This window comes from Psychroserpens sp., from assembly GCF_047633235.1.
In the GTDB taxonomy this organism is placed as follows: Bacteria; Bacteroidota; Bacteroidia; order Flavobacteriales; family Flavobacteriaceae; genus Psychroserpens.
The window spans coordinates 37,763-56,842 of sequence record NZ_JBLIET010000001.1 but is presented as its reverse complement, the minus strand read 5'-3'; the positions used below and the strand labels follow the sequence as shown (position 1 = coordinate 56,842).

Genomic DNA, 19,080 nt, shown 5'->3' with positions numbered 1-19,080 from the left:
TGTATTTTAATTTTTAAACCATTTATGATAAACCCTTTTGACGATACCTATTACATGAAAAAAGCTATAAAAGAGGCAGAAGAAGCTTTTGATAAAGGTGAAATTCCAGTAGGAGCAATCATCGTTATAAAAGACAAAATCATTGCGAGAACGCATAACCTCACTGAGCTTTTAAATGACGTCACTGCACATGCCGAAATGCAAGCCATCACAGCAGCAGCTAATTTTTTAGGAGGCAAATATTTAACGAATTGTACACTTTACGTGACCCTAGAACCTTGTCAAATGTGCGCAGGCGCCTTGTATTGGAGTCAGATTTCTAAAATTGTTTATGGCGCTCGTGATGAAGAACGTGGTTGCATTGCTTTGGACACAAAATTACATCCCAAAACTAAAATGACTGGCGGTGTTTTAGCTGAAGAGGCTTCGGCTTTATTAAAACGCTTTTTTATTGAAAAGCGTAATTTGAATTGAAACTAAAAAAATGAGATTTCTTAAAGGGTGAAACGATTGTAGAAACGCCTTGAATAAGGCAACAACTGAAATATTTATATCCAAGCATTCATCAAATAAAATGAATGATTACAGCCTAATCACAGCGATGCTTTTTTAGACGCTTTGACAACGTAAAAAAAAATAGACAAAAAAACGCCTAACTTTCGTTAAGCGCTAAAACTGTAATAAAGTATGTCTCTTAGAGAACTTGCGCATTAGCTGCAACCAATCCTTTTTTTCCTTCTTCTTCGTTGTATTCTAAATTATCGCCTTCGCGCAATTCAACTTCGTTAAGATTTGATACGTGTACAAAAATATCTTTTCCTGTTTGTTTGTAGGTAATGAATCCAAACCCTTTTGAATCATTAAAAAATTCAACTGTTCCAGTCATTCTGAAAAATGTATTAATTAAGATATAAAATTTAAAATAATTAGGTATGTTCAAAAATTGTAATTTTTGTATCTCCATAGCTCGAAAGTGAGCCTAACCAGTGTAATTAACTTCGGAAACTTTAAAACTCGAAAATTGTAACATTACATTAATGTTTTCCTCTTTTCTGATTATCTCTCATCTTATCAAGATTCTCTTGTGTGAGCATATAATCCTTAAGGTTTTTACCTTTCCAGGTATGATATGCAAACAAAGGAAAAGCGACTAAAAAAAGACCTAAAACACCAAAACCAATTAGCTTTTGAGCATATTCAACCTCCAATATATAGCCACATAATATACTTCCCATAGACGCTAAAAAAGCAATAAGAATAAAGTACTTCATTATATTTAGATTTAGGATGTAAAATTAATCAATTCCCGTCTGTAAGCAGTCAATAACTTTGATTTTGAAACAAATCCGTAATAATTTCCTTTTTTAATAACGGGAAGATTCCAAGCACTACTATCTTGAAATTTACGCATCACCTCTTTCATAGAATCACTTTCATAATAAATATAATCTGGTGGATTATGCATAAATGTCTCAACGGAAGTCGTTTCATAAAGCGATTGATCAAACATGACTGTTCGTATATCATCCAATAAAATAATCCCAACGAGATATCCATTTTCATCTACTACAGGAAATAAATTTCTACTGGATTTTGAAACACCTTTAAGCAACATCTCACCAAGCGACATATCAGGATTTAGAATTGTAAAATCCTGCTCAATAACACTATCAAGTTCCATTAATGTTAAAACCGATTGATCTTTATCATGCGTCAAGAGATCTCCTTTTTCGGCAAGTTCTTTAGTATAAATCGTGTGTTCTACTGCGCTTTTCGTGATAATAAACGACATAGAAACTGTAATCATTAAGGGCACAAATAATTGGTAACCACCAGTAATTTCAGCAATCAAGAAAATAGCAGTCAATGGTGCATGAAGCACACCTGCAATTAATCCTGCCATCCCAAGGAGTGTAAAATTAGATTCCGACACCTGAAAACCTAAGCCAATATTATTGATGATTTTTGCCACTACATTGCCTAAGGCGCTCCCCATTACCATGGTTGGAATGATAATTCCTCCTGCTCCACCTGCTGCAAATGTTGTCGTCATCGCAATAGCTTTGAAAATAGTAATCCCAAATAGTAAGGCAATGACCACCCAAATATTATCAAGATAATCATCAAAAGGCGTTTTGCCTAGTGCATGCAAATGATTTCCATCGAGTAAATCATTGATAAACCCAAAGCCTTCACCATACAGTGGCGGTATAAAATACAGCATCACACCGATGGCCAAACCGCCAACGATGAGTTTTTGCCCGCTGGTTTTAAAGCGTTCAAAAAACTTATAAACTGCAAAATACATCTTAGAAAAATAGATGGATGCAATACCTGTTCCTATACCTAAAACAATAAAAAATAAAGTATCTCTCAATACAAATGGAGTTGCTAGATTATAATTGAAAAGCACACCATTTCCAACGAAAAAATAAGACGTCAATACAGAGGATACCGAAGCAATTAATAATGGCAATAACGATGCGAATGTTAAGTCTAGACTAAATACCTCTATCGCAAAAATAATCGCTGCTATTGGCGATTGAAAAATAGACGCAATTGCACCAGCTGCCGCACAACCAATGAGCAAAGTTCTCGTCTTTCTGTCCACATGAAATAACTGACCAATATTAGAACTCACGGCAGAAGCAGAAGCAATCGCAGGACCAAGTAACCCAACCGAGCCTCCAAAACCAGCAGTTAATGGTGCCGTAATTAGTGGTAAATAAATTTTACTTCGTTTAAGTAAACCGTTCTTTTTTGACAATGAAAAAAGAATACTAGGAATCGCGTGTTCAATCTTCTGTTTGGATACATATTTCACAAATAAATAGACTAGCCCAAGTCCAATTATAGGAAAAATAAAATAAATACTGTTGCGAGATACAATGACGAGATGCTCAAGAATCCATTGAATCCCGTAGGTAATATTCTTTATCGTTACAGACACTAATCCAGACGATAATCCAACGAGCATCGCGAGTAAAAACACAAAGTTTTTTTGCGAAATATATTTATATCGCAAAATAAGTAAGCGCTTTATGAATGGTTTAATTGGCATAGATTAAATCTACTAAAAAATCCTGCAAGAAGCAGGATTTAGTAGTTATGATTTTAAGTTGAGTTTTAAACCCAACTCTGTTAGTTGTTTGTCATCAATTGGAGCAGGTGCGTCTATCATTACATCACGACCATTATTGTTTTTTGGGAAGGCAATAAAGTCGCGAATTGTTTCTTGCCCTCCAAGAATAGCAACCAATCTGTCTAATCCAAATGCCAATCCGCCATGAGGAGGTGCTCCATATTCGAAAGCATCCATTAAGAATCCAAATTGTGCTTTTGCCTCTTCAGGTGTAAAACCTAAATAGTCAAACATTAAAGCTTGCGTTTCTTTATCGTGAATACGAATAGAACCACCACCAATCTCATTTCCATTAAGAACGAGATCATAAGCATTAGCTTTAACATCTCCTGGTTTTGTTTTCAATAATTCTAACTGTCCTGGTTTTGGTGATGTAAATGGATGGTGCATCGCATGAAAACGCTCTGAATCTTCATCCCATTCTAATAGCGGAAAATCCATGACCCAAAGTGGTGCAAAAACTTTAGGATCTCTTAATCCTAAACGTTCTGCTAATTCCATACGTAGTGCACTTAATTGCGCTCTTACTTTATTAGCATTACCAGAAAGCACACAAACTAAATCTCCAGCTTTTGCTCCAGTAACTTCTGCCCATTTAGCTAAATCGTCTTGATCGTAAAATTTATCTACAGATGATTTGAAACTTCCGTCATCGTTACATCTAGAATACACCATTCCTAAAGCGCCAACTTGTGGACGCCTTACCCAATCAATTAATTTATCGATGTCTTTTCTAGTGTAACTATTTCCACCAGGAACTGCGATACCGACAACTAATTCTGCAGAATTAAACACACCAAACTCTTTGTGCTGTGCAACATCATTTAATTCTCCAAAGGCCATCCCAAAACGGATATCTGGTTTGTCGTTTCCATAAAGACGCATCGCATCATCGTATAACATTCTAGGGAATTTATCTATCTCAACGCCATTCACTTCTTTTAATAAATGACGTGTCAAACCTTCAAAGGTGTTTAAAATATCTTCTTGATCAATGAATGCCATTTCACAGTCAATCTGCGTGAATTCTGGCTGTCTATCTGCACTTAAATCTTCATCTCTAAAGCATTTTACAATCTGAAAATACTTATCCATACCACCAACCATAAGCAATTGCTTAAAGGTTTGTGGCGATTGTGGTAAGGCATAAAACTGACCTTCATTCATTCTTGACGGTACCACAAAATCACGAGCTCCTTCTGGTGTTGACTTTATTAAATAAGGCGTCTCGACTTCTATAAAGCCTTCTTTAGATAAGTAGTTTCTCACTTCTTGAGTGACTTTATGTCTAAAAATTAAATTGTTTTTAACAGGATTACGGCGAATATCTAGATAACGATATTTCATACGTAGTTCTTCTCCACCATCGGTTTCATCTTCAATCGTAAAAGGAGGCAATTTTGATTCGTTTAGAATCGTCAATTCAGATACTAAAATCTCAATATCGCCAGTTGGCATATTGGGATTTTTTGAAGCACGTTCAATCACTTTACCTTTCACTTGGACTACGAATTCGCGACCTAAGTCTTCGGCACGTTTCATCATCTCTTTTGGTGTGCGCTCCTCATCAAAAACAAGTTGCGTCATGCCATAGCGATCGCGAAGATCTATCCAAATGATAAACCCCTTATTTCTAGATTTTTGAACCCAACCAGAAAGTGTAACTTCTGTATTGATATGCGATATTCTTAACTCACCGCAATTGTGACTTCTGTACATAGTAAAAAAATTATGACACCTATAAAAAATGCTTTGGTGTTTCAGGTTGCAAATTTAATAAGTTAATGCATTTAATTGAATGAAATAGAAAGATTTCTAATATATGGTATCAAAAAAAAGAAAAGCACAACATTATGTTGTGCTTTTAATATTATTTTCTAATGTATCTTATGAGCTTAATCCAGGTTTGGAATACGTAAAACCTGTCCTACATAAATTTTATCTGGATTTGTTAACATGGGTTTGTTAGCTTCAAAAATTTCTGGGTACTTCATAGTGTCACCATAATAATGCTTTGCAATTTCACCTAAGGTATCACCACTTACAACGGTATGAAATTGTGCTTCTGGCTCTTTGTAATCAACAGTCATTTGGTCATCTACTATTGAAACACCAGCAGTATTACCAATCACTAAAATTACTTTTTCTTTTGTAGCCTGGTCGTAAGCTAATCCAGATACTTTAACCATATCATCGTCAACAAATACGTTTAAGTTCTCTACTTTTAATTGTAGATCATTAATTGTTTCTTCCATATTTCTTGCTGCCGCTCCTTCTAGACGTAATTCTATAACCTCTGCTTTTATGCTAGCTTTTCCTCTCGCTGCCGTTGCTTCTTCTTCTGTTGTATTTCCTATTCCGAAGACTTTAGTACCTGCGTTTTTGATAAATGAAAATAATCCCATAAGTGTTTCTTAGTTTTAATATTAATGTAGTTGTAAAGTTGGCGAAATTCTTAGTTAATTCCAATTAATATAACCAGCTACCTTTTTTGGACACCGTTTTAATAAAAAAGTTACATTTCCGAAGAAAAGAAGATTATATATAAAAAAAACGTCCAACTCAAATTAATGAGGTGGACGTCTCTGGAGACTAAATAACCAACCAAATCTAGCTCCTTGTATTTACCCTTGGGTTATCTTTTTTAGCAGTTTTCTGCTTGCGTTTTTTTAATTCTTTATTACCATTTATTCGCTTTCCTATCGCATCTGTTTCTCTTAAGAATTGAATATATCCTCGTCCAGTAAACTCATACACAGTTTCAGATGATGGATGAAATAATTCTATCCTTTGATCATTGATAACGCTCAACTCGAAATATTCATTGTCAAAGAAATCATAATCTAGTGTTAATGTTTTTAAGTACATATTACCACTCACATCTCCTACGCCGTAAACACCTGTATAGTCCCAATAAATATTATCTGGATTACCAATATTAGTATCTTGAGAACTCCTAAACTCTGAGTCATTACCACCAGCTAAAAACTGAAGGTAGTTCTCATTGTCAAATTCATTGATGGCTCCCATTTGACTTGTATACGTTTTTTCCCAGGCTTCATATTCTTTTAAAAAATAATGAATGTTATCATAGAACACAAAGTCATAATCAAAGTTATTTCTTTGGTAACCATTTAAAAAATATGACGTATCATTAAACGGATTGTATAATTCTATGGTATTATTATCAACTTGATACACATCAAAAGTTTCAAAACCATCAATATCATGATTAACATCTAAAATCATATTGTAAGCATCGTACGTACCAACGTCAATCCCAAATCCGTTTCCTTGATTTCCAAAACCAACTAAGTTGTTATTCGCATATAAAACACCATTTCTAAATGATATGGTGAACGCTATATTTAAGAAAGGTGTTTCACCGTTTCCTAAGGTTTGATTGATATCAACATACCACAACTCGTGGGAGTCCAATAATTGATTCAAAGTAATTCCTGCATTGTTGTTAAAGTCGTTTACGATGAATTCGTCTGTATAACAGGACGTAAACAATGTTGCTGTTAAAGCAAAACCTAAAAGTAGTTTTATCATCTTCATAATCTTTCGTTTTGTGATTTCTATGAAATACGATTCAAAACACATGCCAAAATAAAAGTCTATGCGTTTTCTCTTCGGAAAAAGGACATAAAATGCTTATTTTTGGATGAACATAAGATGAGTTATGCTACTCACAATTGATACACTATATATGAGTCAGTCATTAAATTATGCAGTATTTGGAGCAGGAAGTTGGGCAACAGCCATTGTAAAAATGCTTTGCGAAAACTTAGATGAGGTGGGTTGGTATATGCGAAGTGTTTATACAAAAGAACACTTGCTAAAAGAACAGCACAATCCTAGTTATTTAAGCTCTGTAGAATTTAAAACCGAACAGCTCAAATTAAGTAATGACATCAACGAAATTGCCGAATGGGCAGATATTTTAATTTTTGTGATTCCGTCGGCATTTATTCATACTGAATTACAAAAACTCACTGCAGATATCTCAAATAAGACGATCGTTTCTGCAGTAAAAGGGATTATGCCCGAAACCGGAAAATTAGTAGGCGAACAATTTCATGATGTGTATAATATTCCCTTTGAGAATATCGCAGTTATTGCTGGGCCTTGCCATGCAGAGGAAGTTGCTCTAGAACGTTTATCGTATTTAACAATTTCATGCGATGATGCTAAAAAGGCGCAAACTATAGCAGATGCACTGTCTAGTGATTATATCAAAACAAAAATTAGCGATGATGTAATTGGAACAGAATATGCTGTAATGCTTAAAAACATTTATGCTATTGCTGCTGGTATGGCTCATGGATTGGGTTATGGTGATAATTTCCAAAGTGTATTGATGAGCAACGCTATTCGTGAAATGAAGCGTTTCATTAAAAAAATGCATAAGATGAAACGTAATATCAATAACTCAGCATATTTAGGCGATTTACTAGTAACCGGTTACTCTACATTTTCACGTAATCGTATGTTTGGAAACATGATTGGTAAAGGCTATACCGTTAAATCTGCACAAATGGAAATGAGTATGGTTGCTGAAGGCTATTATGCTACAAAAAGTGCTCATGACCTTAATCAAAAGAATAAATCAAAAACACAAACACCTATTATTGACGCGGTTTATGAGATTCTTTATGAGAATAAAAACCCAAAGAAAGTGTTTGCTAAATTGACTGATAAGTTAGATTGATCAATTGCTGCGTGGGCATGAATCTCGTGGGTTCATCTTAAGACTATTAATTATTCAATGCTTTTAGGTTAATATGGCGTTATATAGATTAAGGGCTTTGACCTGTATCTTTTACAAGAAGCAAAAGGATACCACTCCAACTAATTAGTAGCCGTGATTTCTTTCTAAATATAATTTATGATTAATCCCTAACACAATTACTATTTAACTTTCTTCAAAGATAAAGTAAGTGTTTACTTCCTATGAAACCTCTAAGTTTACAGCAGTTTGTTATTTCACCAAAACACCTTTTAATTGCATTAAAGGAATCGTCTGTAAAGCTTTTACGTTAATAGTATTCTTTCTAAACAAATAGATTTTGTCTAACATTTGATTGCCTTCAAAAAATGTAATTTTAAACTCATTGTTTAATTTGAGCACATCATTTTGCATAAACTCAATCTTTGCATAACTTCTCGCTGGTAGATGTTTGATGGTATGACGCATTAAAGGCGTTACTTTTTCTTCGGAATAACCTTTTGACACAATCAAAACGGTATCTAAATCTACATCTTTATTGTTAATGATATAAGCGTTCCAATCATCTGTCTTATATTCTGGATGTTGTTCTTGAACTACTGCAACGAACACGTCTTCTACTTTTGGAATATGGATGTCTTTTTTCATCTTAGTTTCCGTCAAAACGGAAATCTTTTAGTTTAAGAATTTATTTTACTTTTGCACAAAATTAAAGCTTAATGTTAAGTTTTTGACAGTGTTGTTAAAATAATCGAACTTCGTTAATGGATACTTCTCCAAACTTAAATGTATTACATGAGACTCACGTTAGTGCTTTTATTCCTTTCGCAGTTAATAGCAGCTCAAAACTTCAGTGGGATTGTTCTTGATATTGAAACTAATAAACCCATTGAAGATGTAATAGTATATTTTGAAAAGAAATCTACAGGAACAATTACTGATACTTTTGGAACCTTCAAATTAACAATAGAATCTATAACTTCTAAAGCAGATAGTTTACAATTTTCTCTAATTGGTTATCATACTAAGAACATCGCCCTAACCAAATTCACAAATACTAAAACCGTAGTTTATCTCTCTAAAAAATTGGAAAGTCTGAATGTAATAGTAATCAATACCTCTAAGAACTTAAAGACAAACATTAATTATAAAACATTAGCAGCATTAAAATTTGGGGTTTATGCCTTTGGATCTCAAATTATAAACAATTACATCTATGTGGTATCAGGAAATTCATCCTATGTAGAGGATTCTGGAAAAAGAGCGCTTGAAGTGGTAAACGACTTACCTGAAGCCTCGTTTGGCGATCTCCTTAAAGAATTACAGCGCGGCTTTAATTATGAAGCCTATACTAATAAATTACAGATTTATAATATTAATAATGATACTTGGTCTGTCTCTGAAACCAAATTTAGAAAACGCGCCTTTCAAAATCTAAATCGTTTTGATAATAGCCTTTATAGCTTGGGTGGAAAACGACTCTCTGCTAGCAAGAAATACGAGTATTTAGATGATAAAATTGAAGTTTTTGATTTAGGTTCAAAAGCGATTACAATTGATGATACTAATCCGCATCAAGCGATTAATTTTGCATCGTTTACCTATCAAGATAATATTATCGTCATGGGTGGATCTACTAAATTAAAAAGAAATGGAGAAAAAGTTTTTACAGATGAAGCACACATATACAATATAACTTCTGGAATTTGGTATGAGCTCGCCAAAATGACATTTGCAAAAGAAACTCAAGGGGTCCTTATCGATAATAAAATATATCTTATTGGAGGAAATGATGGACGCCCACTAAAAACTATTGAATCTTATAATATCAACACTGGAACTTGGACAAATGAGGGTGATTTATTTATTGAGATGGAACAACCAGGATTAACAACTCATGACAATATCATATATATCTTTAACGATGAAAAATTACTCACCTATAATACAATTACTAAAACGTTAGAGGAATATGATATTAATTTGAAGCTCAAAAATTCTAAATTACATTACTATCAAAATAAGCTTTATATCGTTGGAGGTTTTACCGAAAACAGTAATACCATAGCTGTGTCATCAAAGTCGTATGTCATAGATCTCGATGAATTTTATAAGACGAAACCTAATAACTCTAAAGGATTCTAGTTCAAAACAGTTAAACTATAGATCGTGTAATTAGTACATTCTTATTTTTTCTTACAGATACAGTACAAACATCCGTTTAAAATTCTGGCTTTTATTATTGATCTACAGCAAGGAACACGGCCTCTACTTTTGGAATGTCAGTGTCTTTTTTTGTTGTTCAAAACGGGTAAACAATTCAAAATAAGAATTAGAATAATTATTCCTAATGAGACCTTTGATGTTAAAAGAACAAGATGTCTAAATAAGTCTTCTTTAATAGCCTCTTAATTGTTTTATCTCCATCCACCACCAAGTGCTTCGTATAAATCTACAATAGATACTAATTGTTGTAGTTGACTATCTATAATATTTAGCTCTGCACTTAAAGCGCTTTGTCTGGCTGTTAATAAATCTAAGTAGTTCGCATAACCGTTCTTTAATAATATTTCAGAATTATTTTCTGCTTGACGTAAAGCTTCAACTTCGTTTTTTATAAACTGGAATTTTTTAGTTTCCGACTCATAAGAAAATAAAGCATTTGATACTTCAGTTCCTGCTATTAACAAGGTCTTTTTAAACTGAAGTAAAGATTGCTCTTGTTGTACAATAGCAACTTCTCTTTGCGTTTTTAGTTTTCTCTGATTTAAAAGCGGCTGTGTTAAACCTCCAATAATGCTTGAAAATAATGAGTTTGCACTCAGTAAGTTATCCAATTCTAAACTCTGAAAACCTCCAGAAGCTGTCAATGTTAACGACGGATAAAAGTTGCTTTTAGCCACATTAGTTAGCTCAAAAGATTGAATTAAACGATACTCCGCAGCCATAACATCTGGCCTGTTACTAAGTAATGTTGCCGGCACGCCAAGTTTAATATCTTGCTCAATTTTTTGAATATCCAAACGGCTTCTTTCAAAATGTTGTGGTGCTTTACCTAATAAAATACTGAGCATATTTTCTGTTTTAAAAATAGCGATTTCAATATCTACTTGTAAAGCTTTAGCATTGTTGTACTGTGCTACATTTTGATCTACTGCAACTTGCGTTACCTGTCCCGCATTTTTTAGCGCTTTAATAGTTTCCACACTACTTTCTCTAGCCGCAATCGTTTGCTCAGCCACTTCCAATTGTGCATCTAAAGCCAACAAATTATAATAGGTATTTGCTATACTAGAGATCAACTGAGTCTTCACTGCTTGATGTCCTGAGACACTTTGTAAGTAGGCTGCCTGTGTCGCTCTTTTATTACTTCTAATTTTCCCCCAAATATCTGCCTCCCAAGACAGATTTGCAGTAACGTCGTATTGATCTATTGCTCCGCTAAATAAGGATCCAAATTGACTGTTTTGAGACAGTTCTTGATGCGCCGCATTTGCGCCTACGTTAAACGATGGTAAATAACCTGCTTTTCCTTGTTTTGCGTAGGCCTCAGCAGCCATCATTTGTTGAATTGCAATACGTACATCCATATTATTTTGCAGACCTTCTTCAATATGTTGTTGAAGGATTTGATCTGTAAATAATGTTTTCCATGAGACGTCTGCAATAGATACACTATCTGCTGGCAAATTGTCGGTTCTATAAAGTGCTTCGGTTTCTACTAATTCTGGTCTCACATAATCTTGTGCCACAAAACAACTTTGTAATGTTAACGCAACTACTAGTAAGAGTATGCATTTACAAAAATTTCTATGTTTTATAATTAATTTCATTGTTCTTATTCTTCAATAGTTTGTACTGCTGGTTTACTTGAAACTTTTTCTTGTAGCCACTGAAATAATATAAATAGGATAGGAATTACAAAAACTCCTAAAACGGTTCCAATTAGCATCCCTCCTGCTGCTCCTGTCCCAATAGAGTTGTTTCCTTCTGCTCCTACACCTTTTGCTAATACTAAAGGCATTAATCCGAGAATAAAGGCAAACGATGTCATTAAAATTGGACGTAATCGCGCTTTTGCACCATGGATGGCTGCATCGACAATACGCTCTCCCTTTTTACGTCTTTGAAGCGCAAACTCTACAATTAGAATGGCATTTTTAGCGAGCAATCCTATAAGCATTATTAAGGCAATTTGGAAATAAATATTATTTTCTAATCCAAAAAACTTAGTACTTATGTAAGCTCCAAAGACACCAAACGGAATTGAAAACACAACCGCTAATGGCAGCAAGTAACTTTCAAACTGGGCACTTAATAAGAAATACACAAAGAGTATACTTAATATAAAAATGAATGTGGTTTGGTTACCTGCACTTACTTCTTCTCGTGTTAAACCAGAATAAGCAATAGTGTAATTACTCGGCAATTTTTTGACTTCTTCTTCAATAATTCTAATCGCATCACCTGTACTAAACCCATCGTTTGTAGCGCCTGTTATTGTGGTAGAATTAAATAAGTTAAAACGTGTTACCGATTGTGGTCCATACACACGCTTTAAGTTTACAAACTCTGTAATTGGAGACATTTCACCAGAGTCTGTCCTAACATACATGCTATTTAAGGCATTTACGTCTGCTCTGTCCTCTGGTAAAGATTGAATATATACTCTAAATTGTTTTCCAAACTTTGAGAAATCAGAGGCGTAAACACCTCCAATATAACCTTGTAACGTTGAGAAAATACTATTAATAGGCACTCCTTTTTCTTTTGCTAAAGGCACATTAACTTCCATTTCGTATTGTGGATATTTCGTATTGAAAGACGATTGTGCGTATTTAATTTCTGGATGACTCATTAAGGCCACAGAAAACTCTTGATTTACTTTATCTAAATCTGAAAACTCTCCACCAAATTTATCTAATAAATTCACCTCAAAACCTGCAGAGTTACCAAAACCACGAATACTTGGTGGTGAGAAAAAAATAATATTGGCTTCTGGCATTGTGGATACAACACCAAATAATTTACCGGTTATAGCCTGCACAGATAATGATGGATCTTCACGCTCTCCCCAATCAGCTAGTTTTATAATACCAAAACCATAATTACTACCAGCGCCACTAATTAAACTTCGCCCTTTAATAAAGTTAACTGCTACGATACCATCAATCCCGTTTATCTTATCGTACAAATCTCTTGACACAGCATCTGTTCTATCTAAAGATGCCCCAGCTGGTAATTCTATATTCGCAAAAATAATTCCTCTATCTTCATTAGGAACAAAACCAGTTGGTGTTGTTTTAGATGCCCAAAAAATTCCGATAATAGCTAAAATTAATAATAGAGCAGATATCCATTTTTTCTTATATAAAAACTGAAGTGACTTACCATATCTCTCAACTGTGGCATTAAACCCACGATTAAATAATGTGTAAAAACGTTGTAAAGGTCCTTTACCTTTTAACGCTTCGTCTTCTTTATGTGTTTTTAATAATAAAGCACATAATGCAGGACTTAATGTTAAGGCATTTACTGCTGAAATAAGAATCGCAATAATTAATGTTACTCCAAATTGTTCGTAAAAAACACCTGTTGGACCAGAGATAAACGTTACTGGAATAAACACCGCTGCCATAACTAGAGTAATAGATATAATCGCTCCAGATATTTCGTTCATGGCTGTTAAAGTCGCTGTTTTAGGATTCTTTTCACCTTCATCCATTTTAGCATGAACCGCTTCTACAACCACAATAGCGTCATCCACGACAATACCAATAGCGAGAACTAATGCAAATAGCGTTAACAAGTTAATGGAATAACCAAAAATACTAAGAAAAAAGAACGTACCAATAATAGAAACTGGAACTGCAATTGCCGGAATTAATGTAGAACGAAAATCTTGTAAAAAGAGAAATACCACTAGAAATACTAAGACAAAAGCTTCTATTAAAGTGGTCATAACTTTTTCTATAGACGCATTTAAAAATAAACTGGTATCGTAAGGTACAAAGACATTTAATCCTTCAGGAAGCTCTTTTTTAACCGTTTCTAAAGTCGTTTTTATGTTTTCAATAATCTCGCGCGCATTAGATCCTTTGGTTTGAAAAACACCCATAAAGACTGCTGGGTTCCCCACACTCATAGCATTAGACGAGTAAGATTGTGCATCTAACTCTATAGTTGCAATATCATCTAAACGCAGAAACTCTCCATTACCTAGTGCTTTGATTACAATATCTCCATATTGCCTTTGGTCTTTAAAACGACCACTATAGGTTAATGTATATGAAAATGCTTCACCACTATTTTGTCCTAAAGATCCTGCAGCGGCTTCTAAGTTTTGCTCTTTTAAAGCTGCTGTAATATCTGAAGGTATTAATTTATAAGCTGCTAATTTTTCTGGTTTTAACCAAATACGCATCGCGTAATCTTGTTGTGAAAACACTGTAACATCCCCAACACCACTAATACGTTGCATCGAAGGAATAACGTTTATTTTTAAGTAATTCTGAATAAATGTGGCATCGTAATCTTCACTTTCAGAATACATAGAGATAAACATTAAAGCACTGGTTTCCTGCTTTTGTGTGGTCAGGCCGGCTTGAAGCACCTCTTGGGGTAATAATGAATTTGCTCTCGATACACGGTTTTGAACGTTAACCGCAGCAATATCTGCATCCATTTCTTGATTAAAATAAACTGTGATTTCTGCAGATCCATTATTAGAGGCTGTAGAGGTAATGTATGTCATGCCTTCCACACCATTAATTTGTTCTTCGATAGGAATGATTACGCTCTCTAAAACAGTTTCTGCGTTAGCTCCTGGATAAGACGCTACTACTTTAATTGTTGGTGGTGCAATGTCTGGATATTCTTCTATTGGTAGACTTGATATACTTATAACACCAAGTACAACTATGAGTATGGAAATTACTGTTGAAAGCACTGGTCTTTCAATAAATGTTTTTAACATGACTTAATCTGTTTGTTAATTATCTAGTTTTTAAATAGTGTTACTATGGGTTTAATAGCATCCTTAAAAGAAGTTTCTTGCGGTGTAATTGCCATTCCGTTTCTTAATTTTCCAACGCCAGTAACAATAATTGTATCTTTTACATCTACTCCTGATTCTACAACATATAAATTAGCTACAGTTGCTTTTACTTTTATAATAGATGCTGTCACCTTATTATCTGCACCTAACTTAAACAACATAATGTTTCCTTGTTGCTCATACGTTGCTTGTTGCGGAACAACAATTGCATTTTCGTAAACCGTTGGGATTTGGATTTCACCACTATTACCATTAGTTATGAGTTGGTTTGGGTTTTTAAAAACAGCTCTTAAACTAACGGTACCTGTATTTATATTCACTTGCCCTGTACTCGTTTCTATTTTACCTTTTTCAGGATATGTACTTCCATTTGCTAAAATTAAATCGATTTCAGAAAAATTAGATAGTTTTTGTTTTAAGGTTACTCCTTCAGCGTTTTGTAAAAAATCTAAATACTGACTTTCATTTAAACTAAAAAAAGCGTACACCTCGCTTACATCACTAACGGTTGTTAATGGCATGGGGTCATTGGGACTAACCAAGGCACCTTCTCTAAAATTAATAGCGCCTACATGACCATCTACTTGGCTCTTTATAGCACCATAACCAATACTTGCGGATATACTACTGTAATTGGCTTTTGCTTGTGCTAAGTTAGCTTTTGCTGTTTCTAATTGTACAGCACTAATAATGTTTTTTTCTACTAGCGGAATTAGCTTATCTACCTCAACTTGGGCCAAATTAACACCTGCTTTTGCCGCACCAGCATCTTGACTTAAAGACTGCGTCTCTAATTGAAATAACACCTGACCTTTACGTACTTTTTGACCTTCATCGACTAATACGTTTTGAATGTATCCAGACGTTTTAGCTCTTACATCACTATTGACAACACCTTCTATACTTGTTGGGTATTCTTGATATCCTGTCACTGTTTTAAGTTGTATCTGTGTTACAGGAAAAGTTGCAGGTGGCGCTTCTTGTGCTGCTGCAGAATTTTCTTGTTTATGACCACAACTTAAAATAATTAGAAATACACTTAGAGCGAGTAACCTTACTGTTTTTTTATGTCTCATTTTTTTTCTTAGTTTAAATATCGAATTGATTGACTGTTATTTTTAGTCTTAATTCCTCGATAGAAGCAGAAGCCTCATCGATAAATTTTATATAATCATTATGAAAATTTAAATCGAATTTTTCTTTTTCATTTTCGATTTTTTGTTTGTTTTGGTCCTCTTTATAGTTTTTTATTTCCGAGTGTAATTCACGTAATTCTTTCCAAACATTTATCATTTTATCGACATGTTGAATGATGGTGTCCTTATTTAGAATAAAATATTTTTTACGATCCCCCGTTTTTGTGTAGTACTGAATTTCTTTTAAATCCTGTAAATGACTAAGGTGATTAGAAATGGTACTTTTACTAGCACAAAGAGTGGATACCATATCTTCAAAAGTGGTTCCTTTTTTACCAGTAAGAATAATATAGGATAGTATACGAGCTGCAACGGGTGCCAGCTGTTCTGTGTTTTCAAAATGAACGCCTAGTTTTTCAACTAAGGCCATTTTTTCTTTACAAATGTTATCTTCCATTTTATAGTATTTTTTCAATGATATTTAAAAATGCGTCGTACACTAACAGTGTATTCCCTGCAAATATAACTTTAAGTTCTGAAAAAACCGAACTAACCGAAGTTAAACTGCTGTTAAATAAAAAAAGCCGACTATCAACAGTCGGCTTTAGCATCTATTTTATTAAAGTTTATAAGGCAGATTTAAACTGCTCTAAAAACCGAACATCATTCTCACTTAATAATCGAATATCGCTAATTTGATGCAAGAGTAAAGCAATACGATCTATTCCCATACCAAAAGCAAAACCTGAATATTCTTTAGAATCAATACCGCAGTTTTCTAATACGTTAGGATCCACCATACCACAGCCCATAATTTCTAACCAACCGGTTCCTTTGGTCATTTTATAATCAGTTTCGGTTTCTAATCCCCAATATACATCTACCTCAGCACTTGGCTCAGTAAATGGAAAATAGGATGGACGTAATCTAATTTTAGACTTCCCAAACATTTCGGTTGTGAAGTATTGTAACGTTTGTTTTAAATCTGCAAAACTCACATCTTTGTCTATATACAAGCCTTCTACTTGGTGAAAGAAACAATGTGAACGTGCAGAAATAGCTTCGTTACGAAACACACGACCAGGAGAGATGGTACGTATTGGTGGTTTGTTGTTTTCCATATATCGTACTTGTACAGAACTTGTATGCGTACGCAATAAAATATCTGGATCTGTTTGAATAAAAAAGGTGTCCTGCATATCGCGAGCAGGATGATATTCAGGCAAATTTAATGCTGTGAAATTATGCCAATCATCTTCAATTTCTGGACCTTCACTGACATTAAATCCTATGCGAGAAAAGATATCGATGATTTGATTTTTCACTAACGATATTGGATGACGTGCACCAATCTCTATAGGTTCTCCAGGACGCGATAAATCTCCGTAAATACCGTTTGTTTCTTCTCTACTTTCTAACTCTTCTTTTAAAGCACTTACCTTCTCTTCGGCAGTTTGCTTGAGTTTATTAATAGTTTGACCAAACTCTTTTTTTTGCTCGTTCGCCACATTTTTAAACTCGGCAAAATAGTCATTAAGTAATCCTTTTTTACCTAAATATTTTATACGAAATGCCTCAACCTCCTCTTTAGATTGTGCTTTAAATGCTTCGGCTTCTGCTATGAGTTCTTTTATCTTATCTATCATGCTTATGCTGAATTTAGTTCAGTAACTTAAAAATGAATGGCAAATTTAATGAATTTATCGGGATTTGCGTTAAGGATTGTAACGACATCCTTTTTACTTTTTTGTAAAAAGATATAGTGTAAAGCCTGACGAATAGAATACTTTTTTTAGTATTGTATTGGTAACGCCCACTTCGATACTCATACGACACTCAGCACAAGGAAGGTCTATAACTATGGACTAATCTATAAATTTAGACTCTATAAAATAATTTACAATAGCGTCTTTCATTAAAACACTTTGTTCTCCTGCCTTTAATGGTGGTAATTCTTCCTTTACCTTATAATGGGGCCAACCGTCTTCATCTGCAAAATCAAATTCGTAATATCCGTAAGGTGCGAGTAATTTACAGATAGCAATATGCATCAGGTCAAGTTTGTGGTCTTTTTTAAATTTTCTATCTAATTGACCCAACTCTTGTACTCCAATTAAATAAATTATAGCATCCAAATCTAATGGATCACCGTCTGCAAATGTTGCTGAAAGCTTCTTTACTACTAAGTCCCAACGCTGTTTTAATTGCTCATCTCTTGCCATAACCATCTGTCCACAACTGCGGAAATTATTTTTAATTAATTAAGAGTGTAAAGTTAATAAACTATAAGGTCTCTAAAGACGTTATTATTTTAAAATGAGAAAAATTATGTACGTTTGTTAAAACTCACGATACCCATGGCAATCATTGATATTATATTAGGCGCACTTTTACTTTTTGGACTTATACGAGGCGTTATGAAAGGACTTTTTGTAGAGGTCGCATCTCTTGTGGCACTTATAGCTGGTGTTTATGGAGCCATTCACTTTAGTGATTTTGCTGCAGCATTTTTAGACAGCAAACTTGATTGGGAGCAAAAATATATTAATATCGTTGCATTTGCTGTTACTTTTATCATCATTGTTTTAATCATCGCTCTTGCAGGAAAAGCCTTAACTAAACTTGCAGATTTTGCTGCTTTAGGGATTCTAAATAAACTTGCAGGTGGTGTCTTTGGAGCACTTAAATTTGGATTAATATTGAGTATTCTACTTCTTGTTTTTGATAACATGAATAGTACAATCCCGTTTGCAGACAAACAGGATTTAGAAGACTCTATTCTATATACACCTGTTAAAGATTTAGCACCTTTGATTTTTCCAAGTCTATTAAATAAAGGGAAAGACGATCCTGAAGCTGATAATGAGTAGCACTATGATTATTAGCACAATTGTATGGTACCTATTTTGATTTTTCTCATAGTATATCGTCTAAATACACTTGACTAGTTTCCTATCTAACTGTAATGACCGCACTGTTACAAATGCTGTCTAAATTTTATTTGCCTTTTGTA

The 19,080-nt window shown here is 34.1% G+C and carries 17 protein-coding genes; 4 read left to right on the top strand and 13 right to left on the bottom strand.

Annotated elements, in window-relative coordinates; translation table 11 throughout:
* Positions 1–24 precede the first annotated feature (24 nt).
* Positions 25–474 carry a nucleoside deaminase gene (locus ACJAZK_RS00220; protein ID WP_415222022.1) on the top strand — a complete coding sequence of 150 codons (450 nt, stop codon included), beginning with the start codon at positions 25–27 and terminating at the stop codon, positions 472–474.
* Between the two features lie 220 nt (positions 475–694).
* On the opposite strand, the gene ACJAZK_RS00215 is transcribed toward ACJAZK_RS00220, so the two are convergent.
* From ACJAZK_RS00215 to ACJAZK_RS00190, 6 genes are all read right to left on the bottom strand, one after another.
* The gene (locus ACJAZK_RS00215) at positions 695–886 is read right to left on the bottom strand and encodes a cold-shock protein (protein WP_415222021.1); all 192 of its coding nucleotides are present in this window, start codon (positions 884–886) and stop codon (positions 695–697) included.
* Positions 887–1,034: 148 nt separating this feature from the next.
* Entirely contained in the window at positions 1,035–1,271 is a 237-nt protein-coding gene (locus ACJAZK_RS00210; protein ID WP_028872356.1) for a hypothetical protein, read from the bottom strand.
* An 11-nt stretch (positions 1,272–1,282) separates the two neighbouring features.
* Complete coding sequence (locus ACJAZK_RS00205; protein ID WP_415222020.1) at positions 1,283–3,061, bottom strand: chloride channel protein; 1,779 nt, start codon at positions 3,059–3,061, stop codon at positions 1,283–1,285.
* A gap of 45 nt (positions 3,062–3,106) precedes the next feature.
* Positions 3,107–4,861, bottom strand: coding sequence for an aspartate--tRNA ligase (gene aspS / locus ACJAZK_RS00200; protein WP_415222019.1), 1,755 nt, complete (start codon positions 4,859–4,861; stop codon positions 3,107–3,109).
* Positions 4,862–5,037: 176 nt separating this feature from the next.
* The gene (gene lysM / locus ACJAZK_RS00195; protein ID WP_415222018.1) at positions 5,038–5,547 is read right to left on the bottom strand and encodes a peptidoglycan-binding protein LysM; all 510 of its coding nucleotides are present in this window, start codon (positions 5,545–5,547) and stop codon (positions 5,038–5,040) included.
* A 205-nt stretch (positions 5,548–5,752) separates the two neighbouring features.
* The gene (locus ACJAZK_RS00190; protein ID WP_415222017.1) at positions 5,753–6,703 is read right to left on the bottom strand and encodes a nicotinic acid mononucleotide adenyltransferase; all 951 of its coding nucleotides are present in this window, start codon (positions 6,701–6,703) and stop codon (positions 5,753–5,755) included.
* Between the two features lie 151 nt (positions 6,704–6,854).
* Between ACJAZK_RS00190 and ACJAZK_RS00185 the strand changes: the two genes are divergently transcribed.
* Positions 6,855–7,856 (top strand): NAD(P)H-dependent glycerol-3-phosphate dehydrogenase, encoded by a 1,002-nt coding sequence (locus ACJAZK_RS00185; protein WP_415222102.1) that lies wholly within the window; start codon positions 6,855–6,857, stop codon positions 7,854–7,856.
* Positions 7,857–8,126: 270 nt separating this feature from the next.
* Here ACJAZK_RS00185 and ACJAZK_RS00180 read toward each other — a convergent pair whose 3' ends face one another.
* Positions 8,127–8,522, bottom strand: a complete 396-nt coding sequence (locus ACJAZK_RS00180; RefSeq protein ID WP_415222016.1) for a hypothetical protein — start codon at positions 8,520–8,522, stop codon at positions 8,127–8,129.
* 147 nt (positions 8,523–8,669) lie between these two features.
* On the opposite strand from ACJAZK_RS00180, the gene ACJAZK_RS00175 reads away from it, so the two are divergent.
* The gene (locus ACJAZK_RS00175; RefSeq protein ID WP_415222015.1) at positions 8,670–10,019 is read left to right on the top strand and encodes a carboxypeptidase-like regulatory domain-containing protein; all 1,350 of its coding nucleotides are present in this window, start codon (positions 8,670–8,672) and stop codon (positions 10,017–10,019) included.
* A 272-nt stretch (positions 10,020–10,291) separates the two neighbouring features.
* Here ACJAZK_RS00175 and ACJAZK_RS00170 read toward each other — a convergent pair whose 3' ends face one another.
* From ACJAZK_RS00170 to ACJAZK_RS00145, 6 genes are all read right to left on the bottom strand, one after another.
* On the bottom strand, positions 10,292–11,707 hold the full coding sequence (locus tag ACJAZK_RS00170; RefSeq protein ID WP_415222014.1) for an efflux transporter outer membrane subunit: 1,416 nt from the start codon (positions 11,705–11,707) through the stop codon (positions 10,292–10,294).
* Positions 11,708–11,712: 5 nt separating this feature from the next.
* Positions 11,713–14,850 carry an efflux RND transporter permease subunit gene (locus tag ACJAZK_RS00165; RefSeq protein WP_415222013.1) on the bottom strand — a complete coding sequence of 1,046 codons (3,138 nt, stop codon included), beginning with the start codon at positions 14,848–14,850 and terminating at the stop codon, positions 11,713–11,715.
* Between the two features lie 23 nt (positions 14,851–14,873).
* Positions 14,874–16,007, bottom strand: a complete 1,134-nt coding sequence (locus tag ACJAZK_RS00160) for an efflux RND transporter periplasmic adaptor subunit (RefSeq protein ID WP_415222012.1) — start codon at positions 16,005–16,007, stop codon at positions 14,874–14,876.
* A gap of 13 nt (positions 16,008–16,020) precedes the next feature.
* Complete coding sequence (locus ACJAZK_RS00155) at positions 16,021–16,524, bottom strand: GbsR/MarR family transcriptional regulator (RefSeq protein ID WP_415222011.1); 504 nt, start codon at positions 16,522–16,524, stop codon at positions 16,021–16,023.
* Between the two features lie 169 nt (positions 16,525–16,693).
* Positions 16,694–17,713, bottom strand: coding sequence for a phenylalanine--tRNA ligase subunit alpha (gene pheS / locus ACJAZK_RS00150; RefSeq protein ID WP_415222010.1), 1,020 nt, complete (start codon positions 17,711–17,713; stop codon positions 16,694–16,696).
* A gap of 219 nt (positions 17,714–17,932) precedes the next feature.
* Positions 17,933–18,289 (bottom strand): hypothetical protein, encoded by a 357-nt coding sequence (locus tag ACJAZK_RS00145; protein ID WP_415222009.1) that lies wholly within the window; start codon positions 18,287–18,289, stop codon positions 17,933–17,935.
* Positions 18,290–18,424: 135 nt separating this feature from the next.
* Between ACJAZK_RS00145 and ACJAZK_RS00140 the strand changes: the two genes are divergently transcribed.
* The gene (locus ACJAZK_RS00140) at positions 18,425–18,937 is read left to right on the top strand and encodes a CvpA family protein (protein WP_415222008.1); all 513 of its coding nucleotides are present in this window, start codon (positions 18,425–18,427) and stop codon (positions 18,935–18,937) included.
* Positions 18,938–19,080 lie beyond the last annotated feature (143 nt).